The organism is Levilactobacillus yiduensis (genome assembly GCF_024718525.1).
GTDB lineage: Bacteria > Bacillota > Bacilli > Lactobacillales > Lactobacillaceae > Levilactobacillus > Levilactobacillus yiduensis.
Genome location: NZ_JAMXAZ010000003.1, coordinates 114,129 through 126,172 on the forward strand (window position 1 = coordinate 114,129; position 12,044 = coordinate 126,172).

At 49.6% G+C, this 12,044-nt stretch carries 10 protein-coding genes and 1 pseudogene; 5 read left to right on the top strand and 6 right to left on the bottom strand.

The genetic code is table 11. From position 1 onward, the window contains the following. Nucleotides 1-40 precede the first annotated feature (40 nt). A complete protein-coding gene (locus NGM66_RS02915; RefSeq protein WP_208910525.1) occupies nt 41-703 on the top strand; it encodes a YigZ family protein in 663 nt (220 codons plus the stop codon). 905 nt (nt 704-1,608) lie between these two features. Here NGM66_RS02915 and NGM66_RS02920 read toward each other — a convergent pair. Next, entirely contained in the window at nt 1,609-2,487 is an 879-nt protein-coding gene (locus tag NGM66_RS02920; RefSeq protein ID WP_208910527.1) for a LysR family transcriptional regulator, read from the bottom strand. A gap of 112 nt (nt 2,488-2,599) precedes the next feature. On the opposite strand from NGM66_RS02920, the gene NGM66_RS02925 reads away from it, so the two are divergent. Both NGM66_RS02925 and NGM66_RS02930 read left to right on the top strand, forming a co-directional pair. Further along, on the top strand, nt 2,600-2,824 hold the full coding sequence (locus tag NGM66_RS02925; protein ID WP_208910528.1) for a hypothetical protein: 225 nt from the start codon (nt 2,600-2,602) through the stop codon (nt 2,822-2,824). A 20-nt stretch (nt 2,825-2,844) separates the two neighbouring features. Beyond that, a pseudogene (locus NGM66_RS02930) lies at nt 2,845-3,842 on the top strand (alpha/beta hydrolase). Between the two features lie 98 nt (nt 3,843-3,940). Here NGM66_RS02930 and NGM66_RS02935 read toward each other — a convergent pair. Continuing rightward, nucleotides 3,941-5,035 (bottom strand): glycosyltransferase family 4 protein, encoded by a 1,095-nt coding sequence (locus NGM66_RS02935; protein ID WP_208910529.1) that lies wholly within the window; start codon nt 5,033-5,035, stop codon nt 3,941-3,943. 35 nt (nt 5,036-5,070) lie between these two features. Continuing rightward, nucleotides 5,071-5,334: a hypothetical protein gene (locus tag NGM66_RS02940; RefSeq protein ID WP_258115371.1), complete on the bottom strand. Its 264-nt coding sequence runs from the start codon at nt 5,332-5,334 to the stop codon at nt 5,071-5,073. Nucleotides 5,335-5,516: 182 nt separating this feature from the next. Between NGM66_RS02940 and NGM66_RS02945 the strand changes: the two genes are divergently transcribed. Further along, nucleotides 5,517-5,885: a CidA/LrgA family protein gene (locus NGM66_RS02945; protein WP_125765725.1), complete on the top strand. Its 369-nt coding sequence runs from the start codon at nt 5,517-5,519 to the stop codon at nt 5,883-5,885. A gap of 44 nt (nt 5,886-5,929) precedes the next feature. Then, a complete protein-coding gene (gene lrgB, locus NGM66_RS02950) occupies nt 5,930-6,736 on the top strand; it encodes an antiholin-like protein LrgB (RefSeq protein ID WP_135367473.1) in 807 nt (268 codons plus the stop codon). Between the two features lie 446 nt (nt 6,737-7,182). Here lrgB and kimA read toward each other — a convergent pair whose 3' ends face one another. The 3 genes from kimA to groES form a co-directional block, all read right to left on the bottom strand. Beyond that, nucleotides 7,183-9,018, bottom strand: coding sequence for a potassium transporter KimA (kimA, locus tag NGM66_RS02955; RefSeq protein WP_208910530.1), 1,836 nt, complete (start codon nt 9,016-9,018; stop codon nt 7,183-7,185). A 659-nt stretch (nt 9,019-9,677) separates the two neighbouring features. Beyond that, nucleotides 9,678-11,303, bottom strand: coding sequence for a chaperonin GroEL (gene groL, locus NGM66_RS02960; protein WP_208910531.1), 1,626 nt, complete (start codon nt 11,301-11,303; stop codon nt 9,678-9,680). Between the two features lie 60 nt (nt 11,304-11,363). Continuing rightward, on the bottom strand, nt 11,364-11,648 hold the full coding sequence (gene groES / locus NGM66_RS02965; protein ID WP_208910532.1) for a co-chaperone GroES: 285 nt from the start codon (nt 11,646-11,648) through the stop codon (nt 11,364-11,366). Nucleotides 11,649-12,044: the final 396 nt, after the last annotated feature.

Below are 12,044 nucleotides of genomic sequence, written 5' to 3' on the forward strand. Positions count from 1 at the left end.
CGTAATAACGAGCCGATATTTTTTTGAAAGGTGTTTTTAAATGGAAACTGATTACTTAACCATTCAAGCCAGCGGCAACCACGAGCTGGAAATCAAAAAATCACGCTTCATTGGCGATCTGGGCCGCGTGACGTCTGAGGATGAGGCCAAGGCTTTCATCGCCGCCGTCACTGCCCGAGAACCTAAGGCGACCCACCACTGCTGGGCCTACCTGATTGGTGAACACGACGAGATCCAACGGGAAAGTGACAACGGTGAACCCTCTGGGACCGCGGGCGTCCCCATTCTGACGGTGCTACAGCGTAATCACCTGCACAACGTCATTGCAGTCGTCACCCGGTACTTCGGGGGCATCAAGCTGGGCGCCGGCGGGTTGATCCGCGCCTACAGCAATAGCACCTCCACGGCAATCGAAGCGGTCGGCGTGGTCAAATTGGTCCGCCAACAAGCCATGACGCTGACCGTGGACTACCCCCACTTTGACCGGCTCAACCATTACCTGACGGAAAATAACATCGCCATCTTGGACACCAGTTATACCGATCAGGTCGCCATCACGATTGCCGTGGACCTCGCGGACGTCGCGGCAACGCAAACGGCCATTACCAATTTGCTGAGTGACCGGCTGACTCTCAAGCTCGGCGACATCGCCTACAACGAGGTTCCGGTCGAAATCAACGCCAGCAGCCGGAGCGATGACTGATATTGCCACAACTAAAGATTGAAATCGACATGAACCATTGTCACCACACGGTTCATGCCGTTAAACTTAGTCGTTTACAGCCCCGTAGTGGGGACTGGTCGCCTACCGTCCGCCAAATATGGGTCGGAACGCGGTGGGCGGACCGGACCGAGCCTGAAAAGCGGTCTCGGCCTCGCTTTGAGCCGATGGCCCACGTCTCCAAGACGCCAGTCTCCTAAGCGGCATGAAACGCGCCGCTAAGGAGACTCCCACGGCTGAACCCATATTTGGCGAACTCTCGGCTACAAGAGTACGTGCTACTAGCAGTCGGCTTAGTCCCAGATAGCAGGCAGAATCTCTGGCTGACACAAGCACTTGCTTTCACTAACATATTAGTAGACAGAACACTGTCGTTCCAGAAATCAGTCCGTTAACGCTACTTACAACCTGTTCACAATTGTCCATATATGAAAGGCGCCAACCTGCTCTCTCCAGCAGATTGGCGCCTTTTGCATTGTCTCAATCTAAAGGTTGCAAGTACAAAAACACCTGATAATACTCAGCTGACAAGGATTGTGAACATGAAATTAGTCCACACCGCCATCTGTAGCAGTCAGAGATTACCCGCAAAATTTGCAAGGAAATTTCTGAAATGGCAACGTTCATCCACATTAGTAGGCAACCTGTCACGTAGCCGTGAGTGAGCTAAATTTGGACTCAGCCGCGAGGTTGAAGACCGCCTTTTGGCTTCGACCGGTCCTTCCCACAGCGTCACGGTCCAAATTTGGCGAACGGTAAGGTGGCCAGCACAGAGCAAGGTGCGTTCAAAGACTAAATTTATCCCTGTAAACCCTGGTGTCACCATAAATTTAGCTACTTTTAAACTTGCAACCTTTAGACCTTGATACTGATTACCGCCAGCCCATTCAATCCGCAAAGTCCACTTGCAGCTGCTTCACAAAGCTTTCAGCGATTGGCGTGAAGACCTGGTATTTCTTCCAAATGATATACATCTTCGTCTTCAGTTCTGGTGCCAAGGGGCGGAAGGTCAGCCCACTCTCAGCGCTGGTATCGCAGAGGCCTTTAAAGGTCAGCTCGACACCTAACCCGCTACGCACGAAGACGGAGCCGTTGAACGATAGATTCGTCGTCCCAATCAAATTCAAATCCAAAGTCTCATCCCCCGCCCACCGTGGAATGTCATTTTGAATCGACTGTTCCGAGCAAATCACGGCTTGTCCCCGCAAATCGGCTGGTGTGATGACAGCCTTTTGCGCTAGTGGATCCTGTTGGCGCATGACTACGCCCCAGGTGTCCGCTCCGGGCACTTCTAAATACGTGTACCGTTCCAGACTAGGTGGCTCCACGATAACCGCCAGATCGACCAATCCCCGGTCCAACCGGTCAGTTACCAATTCCGTATCTCCGCTGACTAGATGGAACCGTAAGTCCGGATATTGCTGGCGAAACCGACTGATGGCTTCCGCCAGATAATGGATCAGCTGGGATTCCGCACAGCCAATGTAGATGTCACCACCCGTCAGCGTCGTCAGGGCCGCAAACTCAGCGCTAGTCTTATCCACCATCGCCAGAATATCTTCCGCCCGTTTGCGCATCAAGTTTCCAGCTTCCGTTAGCTTGATGCCGTAATTATCGCGCCGAAATAACTGTTTGCCTATTTCATCCTCTAATCCCTTTAATTGTTTGGACAGCGTAGGCTGCGACACGTGCAACGCTTCGGCCGCCCGGGTGATGCTTGCCTGCCTGGCCGCCTCAACAAAGTACCGGAGCACCCTGATTTCCATTTACTCACCTCTCTAGTTATTCTGAAAAAGCATAACTGGTTATCGTTATTAAGTATTATACATAATCGTGTCGTGCAGGTAAACTGTAATCACAGTCAAGAAAGGAGCCCCCATGACTAATGCCAATGACCGCTTAGGACTGATTCAGCAAAACCTCATCGACGCCGGCTGTAGCACCGCCACGACCCAGGCCTTCCTCGCCTCGCTTAATCGTGACGACCAGGTTGGTCTACAACGCCTTCTCCAACAACACCGCCGTCAGCTACTGAAAACCTTACGTCAAACCGAGCAGCAAATCGACTGTCTCGACTTTCTTGCCAATCAATTTCACCAATAGAAAAGGAGTTAGATGATATGATTAACGAAAAATTAACCCTCACCACTGACTGGGATAAGGTTTTTCCAAAAAGCAATTTAGTTAACCACCAAAAGGTTACCTTTACCAACCGCTACGGCATTACCTTGGCCGCCGACATGTATACCCCCAAGAACGCTACCGGTAAACTGGCTGCGCTCGCCGTCAGTGGTCCCTTTGGCGCGGTCAAGGAACAATCTTCCGGCCTCTACGCACAGACCATGGCCGAAAAAGGCTTCTTGACGATTGCCTTTGACCCGTCGTTTACCGGCGAAAGTGCCGGTCAGCCCCGCTTCATGGCGTCTCCTGACATCAACACCGAAGATTTCCAAGCGGCCGTTGATTTTCTCTCGGTGCACCCAACGTTGATCCCGAAAAAATCGGTATGATTGGTATCTGCGGTATGGGTGGCATGGCCCTGAACGCTGCCGCGCTGGACACTCGCGTCAAGGCAACTGCCACTATGACCATGTACAATATGAGTCGGGTCAACGCCAACGGCTATTTTGACGCCGACGACAACGAAGCGGCACGGCACAAGATGAAGGTTGCCTTGAACCAGCAACGCACCGCTGACTACCAGAGTGGTCGCTACCAACGCGTTGGTGGTGTGGTGGACCCCGTGCCAGACGATGCCCCCCAATTTATCCGTGATTACAACGCTTATTATAAGACCGACCGCGGCTACCACGCCCGTTCCGTCAACTCTAATGATGGCTGGAACACCATTGGCACAATGTCCTTCATCAACCAACCCATCAACCAGTACTCGAACGAAATCCGCAGCGCTGTCCTGATGGTCCACGGCGATAAGGCTCACTCCTACTACTTCAGCAAGGATGAATTTAAAAAGATGACGACCGATTCAAAGTATACGGCTAATAAGGAATTTATGACTATCCCTGGTGCCGTACACACGGACCTGTACGACGGTGGCGTCAACCATGATCTGATTCCATTCACGAAGCTGACTAGCTTCTTTAACCAGTACCTGAACTAGACGGATTACCGCCTTCAATCTCAACCCAAAAAACGCCTGTCGAATTGCGCTAAGCAACCCGACAGGCGTTTTTGATGCGTCTAAATAAACGACGCCAGTTAATCTGAATTTTTTGATGTCAATTTTTGTACGATACGATTGATCCAGTGCAGTAGCGGCTGGCGGTTGGACCCGACCAAGCCGATGGCCTCAACGAACAGCTCCAGCCCAATCAAGATGGCAATCGTCAGTAGGACGGATCCCCAAATGGTTGACAGCGGGTACAGTAAGGAAATGAACGAGAAGATCAAGGCAATTCCGTAGATGACCAGTACCGTTTGCCGGTGAGTCAATCCCAGCTGCATCAAGCGGTGATGCAAGTGATGCTTATCCGCGTGGGAAATCGGTTGGCGATTTAAAATTCGCCGAATCATGGCGTAGACCGTATCCGTGATGGGTACTCCCAAGATAATCACGGGAATGATCACGGAAATAAAGGTGACGTTCTTCAGTCCATAAAGGGAGAAACAAGCAATCATGAAGCCGATGAACTGTGCGCCGGTGTCTCCCAAATAAATACGCGCTGGGAAGAAGTTATACGGCAGGAAGCCGACCATGGCGGCCACCAGCGCAAAGATCATGATGGCCACCCAAGTGTTGGCCACGTTCAAGAAGAACAAGCCCGTAATCCCGGTCGTGGTCAACGCGATGATCGACACCCCGGTCGCCAGGCCATCCAGCCCGTCGATCAGGTTGATTGCGTTGACGATGGCCACGATCCATAGCAGCGTGATGGGCAACGCTAACCAACCAAAGTGCCAGACACCCACGAATGGTAGCGTTAGGTAACGCATCCGCACGCCAGCCACAAAGTAGACTTCCAGGGCGGCCAGCAGCTGTCCCAGAATCTTTTGTCTCGGCTTTAACTCAAAGACGTCATCGATCATCCCTTCTGCCACGATGATACACTCGCCACCGAACAGCCCCCACAGCTGTTGGGTCGGCATTTGGTCGCGCAGTAAGAACATCGTCGAAAACGTAAACGCAATAAAAATAGCTAGGCCACCCAGCGTCGGCATCGGAACTTTGTTGACTCGCCGCTGATTAGGTTTATCCACCGCACCAATTTGAAACGCAAAGCGGCGTACAAACGGGGTTAGGACCGCGGAGATAATCATGGTAGCAAATAAGCTAACAATAATCTCAAATTTCATTGAAGTGTCCTCTTTCTTTCATTACAGCTCTTTTGCTAATTATACAAATCTCTGAAATCAAACACAACCGCGATTTCGGAGTCGTTAGCGAAAATCAATCTTTCACGCGCATCCTCTGACAATTCACAAGCGGTTATTCCCAACCCTTGTGAATAAAGAAATAATTCATAAAGTTCATGTAAGCGTTTCCTTTCTATCCAATCAGGTGATTTCGTGCACAAGTATACAGACAAAAGCCTAAAATCCAAAGATTTATCTTGTGCAAATCGCGCAAAAGCCATATAATGGATTTGTGCCATTGAGAAAGGTTTCACATTTCATTTGTGTCCAAGCTATTTATCCTATTTCCTTGTGAAACCTTTCCAGTCGTCCGTCACTTTGGTTTGTATTTCGAAAGGAGATTTTTCTATTGGCTGCTAATGATAAAGCAACAAAGACAGAAACGGCTAAAGAAGAACAAGCTTCACCCATCTTAATTCAAATGGGGATCTTCGCCGCAATCCTGTTTGTTTCCAGCCTAATTTCCCCGTTGTTCCCAGCAACATTCCCAGTTCCAACGCCTGTTATCGGTTTGGTAATCCTTTACATTTTATTGGCTTCCCACATCGTTAAGTTACGCAACGTTGAAAAATTTGGGGACTTCATGATCAGTTTAATTGCCTTCCTGTTCGTTCCTTCAGGTATCCAATTAGCTGCTAGCCTGGACATCTTAAAGGCGCAAGGGGTTCAACTGGTTGTTGTTATTTTAATTGCAACGATTGTCCTGCTGGTTGTTGTGGCTTACACGACTGCCGGATTCATCTGGCTTCGGAAGAACGTCTTCCATCGTGACGTTAACGTCGAAGAATAATTTCGTCGGCTGCTACTACTTTCACTAGAAAAGGATGAAAATTTATGATTACATTAACTGGAACCGCCCATATGGCAGTTTGGGGCAAATGGCTCGGTGATGCGTTAGGGACTAACGCCGCTGGTGCTTCTGCCGGTAACGCTTTATTTGGTATTTTTCTATCATTAGTTGTTTACTTATTCGGTCAATGGTTGTTCAAGATCGGTAAAGGTTTCTTCTTATTCCAACCTCTGTTCGTTGGGATGGTCTTAGGGATCTTCATTCTGTTCCTGTTTGCTAAGGCATTCGGTACAGACACGGCTACTTTCTATAAGTCCGCATACTTACCAGGTGGTAACATTATCTTCTGGTTCTTGAACCCAGCTACTATCGCCTTCGCTATTCCACTGTACCGTCGGAATGACGTTGTTAAGAAGTTCTGGTTGGAAATCGTTCTTTCCCTGATCGTTGGGTTGATCATTTCCCTGTTCGTTATCTACTACGTTTCAAAGCTTATCGGCTTGGACAACGTTGGTATTGCTTCCATGATGCCACAAGCTGCCACGACCGCGATCGCGATGCCTATTGCGACTGCTATCGGTGGTAACTCAGCCGTTACTGCGATGGCCTGCATCCTCAACGCCGTTATCATTTACGCCTTGGGTGACTGGCTCGTTAAGTTCTTCCGTGTTAACAGCGACCCAATCGGTGCCGGTCTTGGTTTAGGTACTGCAGGGCACACGGTTGGTTCAGCTAAGGCCTTACAACTTGGTTCTATCCAGGGGTCCATGGCTTCTATCGCCGTTGTTGTTATCTCAATCGTTGTTGATATCGTTGTACCACCATTTGCTTCTATGATGGGCTTGATCTAAATCTGATATTAACTAAAAAACACCGAGTCCGTTGTGGGTTCGGTGTTTTTTTGCGCGCAAATGTTAGTGGCAACGTGGCCAGTATTGCCTACCCCGACCACTCGTTATTTGCCTGTCTGCACGTCTTGACAGGCATTTTCCCAGTGCCACAGGTAAGTTTACCCGTAACCCGTGGATTGGCTAAAAGCGGCCAAAACATGGTGAATTTCACCTAGTCTAGCGTACTCCCCTGTTCCGGGATGTTACCAGGCTATCAAACACATCTCCTTAGGCTAAAGGCATTCCCTAGTACAGGCAAAATTCCGCCCGGTGCAAGTGTTTGCGCGTGGACCAATCTAGTGTCCAGAATCCCTGTCAATTAGGTGCTGTCAGCTGCTTTTGCACTGGCAGCCCCTTTAAGACCTAAAAAGGCGGCTCTCCATCAAAGGAAAGCCGCCCTGTTTAATTTATTTCTTCAAATGATAGTTATACGTAGAAACAATAATGTTTTCCCGTGAATTTAAAATCGTCCGTAAGCGCAACGCCGTTTGGTTATGCAAGACGTTTTGCCAGGGGTGTCGTGGCACGAACTGTGGGACCAGCACGGTCGTCGTAAAGTTACGTTCCGCCGCCCGTTTGGCAATGACATCACAGAACCGCAACGTTGGCGTGGCGATAGACCGGTAAGACGAGTGGATATCCACGAACCGAATGTCCGGGAACTCTTCTTTGAATTCCTGCGCCGTCTTGTGCTCCTTCTCCGGATTCTCATCGAAGGACACGTGCATTGCGATGACGTAATCCCCAATCGACCGGGCGTAGTTGATCGCCCCAGATGTCACGCGGGTAATGTTGCTGACTAGCACAATGACCGTCGCCCCATCGTACTCGTGGATGTCGGCCCGTTCTTTTTCCGCGACCCGCAATTGCTTCGCAACGTTGTGGTAATGGCCGTTGATGCGGTAGAACAGCAACAGAATCAGTGGCATGATGATCAGGTAAGGCCAAACATTCGGGAAGCGTAGCAGCATCAGTGAAACCACCAGGACCAGTGACATCACGGCTCCCAGTAAGTTGATCAATGACTTGCCGATCCACCAGCCCTCACGTACCCGGAACCAATGAATGATCATCCCGGATTGTGACAGCGTAAATGGTACGAAGACCCCGACCGCATACAGCGGAATCAGTAAGGTCGTTTGCCCGTGGAAGATGAAGATCAGCACGATAGCCCCGACCGCTAAGGAAATGATCCCGTTGGAATACCCCAGCCGGTCGCCCCGGTCCAGGTACGCGTGCGGTAAGAATTTATCCTTAGCCAAGTTGTAGGCCAAAATTGGAAAGGCCGAGAACCCGGTGTTGGCAGCTACGGCTAAAATCAAGGCCGTTGATAGTTGTAACAAATAGTAGAGCACACCGTGACCAAATACGCCGACCCCGATTTGAGACAGGACGGTTTGGCTACTTTGTGGCCGAATCCCCATGTAGTAACTCAGGTAGGTGATGCCGGCAAAGAAGACAGCCAAGATGCAGGCCATGATGGCCAAGGTAGCCGCCGCGTTGTGTCGCTTCGGTTCCTTGAAGTTTGGCACCGCATTACTGATGGCTTCAACCCCGGTCAGTGAAGATGACCCGGATGAGAATGCCCGGAAGAACAGCAACAGGGTCATGCCCTTAACGGGTTCTCCTAGCGATGCTGAGGCATGGTAGGTAATGTTCCCGCTCATGATGTTGTAGAGCCCAACCCCCACCATCAAGATAATCATGACAATGAAGAGGTAGACGGGCACCGTCAGAAAGGCTGCAGATTCGCGCATCCCCCGTAAATTTAGCAACATAATGCCAATGACGATCAAAACCGACACCAATACAGAGTACGGATACAGCGCCGGAATCGCCGAGGTAATCGCCTCGGTCCCGGAAGTCGTTGAAACCGCCACGGTCAGCATATAATCAACCAGCAAGGAGCCACCCGCTACTAACCCGGCCGACTGGCCCCAGTTGGTGCTGGCAACCACGTACGCGCCACCCCCAGAAGGATAGGCGTGAATGATTTGCTGGTATGAAAGCGTGATCGCAAATAACAGAACTAAGACCAAAGCCGCTGCCCACATTTGATACATCAAGGCGGCTGCTGATAAGGTAATCAGGACTGTCGTAATTTGCTCAGTACCATAAGCCACGGAGGATAACGCATCAGACGATAGTAAGGCTAATGCTTTAAACTTGGTTAGCGCCTGACCGCCCTCGTCCATGGTCTTGAGGGGTTTCCCAATTAAAACCCGCTTTAAATAACGCCACATGACTATTTACTCCTTATCTCCAGAAATAATGAAAACGGGACTAGGCCCGTTAAATAATAGCTTGTTTCTGTCAAAGCTCAACGTGCAGCAAGTCTACTACAACTAGCTCCACATTACCACAATTCCAGCAGTTAGCAACCGTAGAATTGCTTAGCGAACTTATCCATTATCCGGCAAAGTCTGACAGAAATAAAGACTTTCTTTTTGCTAAATTTTGTTGCTACCCTCTTGCGTGGGTTCTAAGCCAGTCTTTGGCAGTTACATAGCCGATACTGGCCGCCTCGCCGTCGAAGTCTGGTTCTCCCTGTTTCAGCGACAATGCCTGATTCTAACGCTAAGTCACCACACTTTCAAGCTAAAGTGGAACTTTTACTGTCAATTAAAGAGGCTGAATAACGAAAATCGGCTAGAAGCGAGGTTGAAGACCGACTTTTGGCTTCGACCGGTCCTTCCCACAGCGTCACGGTCCAAATTTGGCGAACGGTAAGGCGACCAGCACCAATCACATGACATTCAAAGACTAATTTTGTCCCTGTAAACCCTAGTGTCACCATAAATCCGACTGCATTCCAACTTGCAATCTTTAGCCGATAATCAAAAAAAGAAGCCTGAACCCGAAAGTCCAGACTTCTCGTCAATCATTTTTAATTGGATGCAGCTTACATCATGCCGCCCATACCTGGGTTAGCAGCTGGGGCTGCAGGTGCTGGGTTGTCTTCTGGCTTTTCAGCGACAACGGCTTCCGTCGTCAACAGTAAAGCAGAAACAGAAGCAGCGTTTTGCAGAGCAGAACGGGTAACCTTGGTTGGGTCGGTGATACCAGCCTTAACCATGTCTTCGTACTTGTCGTCTGCAGCGTTGTAACCAACACCTGGCTTTTCGCTCTTCAAGTGTTCAACCACAACAGAGCCTTCAACACCGGCGTTTTGTGCGATTTGACGAACTGGTTCTTCCAAAGCACGGAGCACGATGTTAACACCAGTTTGTTCATCGCCTTCAGCGTCAACCTTGGCAACGTCACCAATGACGTTGATCAAGGCAGTCCCACCACCAGCAACGAAGCCTTCTTCAACGGCCGCACGGGTCGCGTTCAAGGCATCTTCAATCCGGTATTTACGTTCCTTCAGTTCAGTTTCCGTAGCGGCACCGACACGAACGACGGCAACCCCACCGGCTAACTTAGCCAAACGTTCCTTCAGCTTGTCACGATCAAAGTCAGAAGTCGTTTCGTCGATCTGACCCTTGATTTCAGCAACCCGAGCAGCGATTTGGTCCTTAGCACCAGCACCTTCAACGATGGTGGTGTCATCCTTCGTCACGTTGACCTTTTGGGCTTGACCTAATTGATCAATGGTCGTGTCCTTCAAGTTCAGGCCTAAGTCATCGGTAATCACAGTCCCACCAGTTAAGGTAGCAATGTCAGCCAATTGGGCCTTACGACGGTCACCAAAGCCAGGCGCCTTAACAGCAACCACGTTGAAGGTCCCACGCATCTTGTTCAAGACCAAGGTAGGTAAGGCTTCACCGGTGATGTCATCAGCGATGATCAACAGGGAACGGCTTTGTTCAACAACGGATTGCAGCAATGGCAAGATGTCTTGGATGTTACCGATCTTCTTGTCAGTGATCAAGATGTATGGGTTGTCGAGGTTAGCTTCCATCTTATCGTTGTCGGTAACCATGTATTGAGACATGTACCCACGATCGAATTGCATCCCTTCAACAACGTCCAAGCTGGTATCAACCCCACGGGATTCTTCAATCGTGATGACCCCGTCGTTACCAACCTTTTCCATGGCGTCAGCAATTAACTTACCAGTTTCCTTGCTAGCGGATGAAATGGAAGCGATTTGGGCGATATCGTCCTTCGTCTTGACGTCAATCGACATCTTGTGTAAGGCATCAACAGCGGCGTCAGTCGCCTTTTCGATCCCGCGACGGATACCAACAGGGTTGGCACCGGCAGTAACGTTCTTCATACCTTCGTTAACGATGGCTTGGGTCAGAACCGTTGCGGTCGTGGTCCCATCACCAGCGATGTCGTTGGTCTTGGAAGCAACTTCGGAAACCAACTTGGCACCCATGTTTTCGAAATGGTCATCGAGCTCGATGGCCTTGGCAATCGTAACCCCATCATTCGTGATGGTTGGGTTGCCATAGCTTTGTTCCAAAACAACGTTACGACCCTTAGGCCCTAAGGTCGTCTTGACCGTATCAGCTAACTTGTCAACACCAGCCAGCATCTTGCTGCGTGCATCTTCAGAGAACTTTAATTCTTTAGCCATTTTCTACATTCACCTCATACTAAATTTTTTAAATAGTCTCTCGTATCAGTGGGAAAGCAATTAGTCAACGACAGCGACTAAATCCTTTTCGTGTAAAACAAGGTAAGTCTTGCCGTCATACTTAACTTCTGTACCGGCGTACTTGTCGAACAATACCTTGTCGCCAACCTTAACAGCTGGGGCTACCTTATCGCCATTGTCTAACACACGGCCATCACTCACAGCAACAACATTGGCCGTTGAAGGCTTTTCCTGCGCATTACTTGCTAAAACAATGCCGCCAACCGTAGTTTCTTCTTCTTGTGGTTGATCCAAAATGACGCGGTCTCCTAATGGTTTTAACACTTGAATCCCTCCAATAAACTTACTTTTTAGCACTGTTAGCACTTGACTAACATAAGTGCTAATAACAATATCTAATATATGGTTTTTCGCGCTAAAAATCAAGGAATTTGGCAAACAATTTGCCGAGTGCTAACGGCCCAGTTCGCCTAGCCCTTGTGGCTCTAAGCGAAATCCTTCATTGTATGATTTTTCTAATAACGTTGGCGAAACCAGAATGCCTCCGTCAGCCAGCAATTCCGCCTGCTCTGGGGAACACCTCCAGCCTGAGAAACGGTCTTCCGGTTCGCTTGAAAGCCTGGCAAAGTTCACCAGTCTCTCAAGTCGTCCCACCCAGTAACCTGGTAAGAAACACCAGCTAACTGGGTCGACACAGCTGGCTCCATTGCTGGCTGACTC

Excerpts from the sequence above, each read along its gene's own strand:
- NGM66_RS02915 (WP_208910525.1), top strand. The coding sequence starts at position 41 with ATGGAAACTGATTACTTAACCATTCAAGCCAGCGGCAACCACGAGCTG.
- NGM66_RS02920 (WP_208910527.1), bottom strand. The coding sequence starts at position 2,487 with ATGGAAATCAGGGTGCTCCGGTACTTTGTTGAGGCGGCCAGGCAGGCA.
- NGM66_RS02925 (WP_208910528.1), top strand. The coding sequence starts at position 2,600 with ATGACTAATGCCAATGACCGCTTAGGACTGATTCAGCAAAACCTCATC.
- NGM66_RS02935 (WP_208910529.1), bottom strand. The coding sequence starts at position 5,035 with ATGAAATTTGAGATTATTGTTAGCTTATTTGCTACCATGATTATCTCC.
- NGM66_RS02940 (WP_258115371.1), bottom strand. The coding sequence starts at position 5,334 with ATGGCACAAATCCATTATATGGCTTTTGCGCGATTTGCACAAGATAAA.
- NGM66_RS02945 (WP_125765725.1), top strand. The coding sequence starts at position 5,517 with ATGGGGATCTTCGCCGCAATCCTGTTTGTTTCCAGCCTAATTTCCCCG.
- lrgB (WP_135367473.1), top strand. The coding sequence starts at position 5,930 with ATGATTACATTAACTGGAACCGCCCATATGGCAGTTTGGGGCAAATGG.
- kimA (WP_208910530.1), bottom strand. The coding sequence starts at position 9,018 with ATGTGGCGTTATTTAAAGCGGGTTTTAATTGGGAAACCCCTCAAGACC.
- groL (WP_208910531.1), bottom strand. The coding sequence starts at position 11,303 with ATGGCTAAAGAATTAAAGTTCTCTGAAGATGCACGCAGCAAGATGCTG.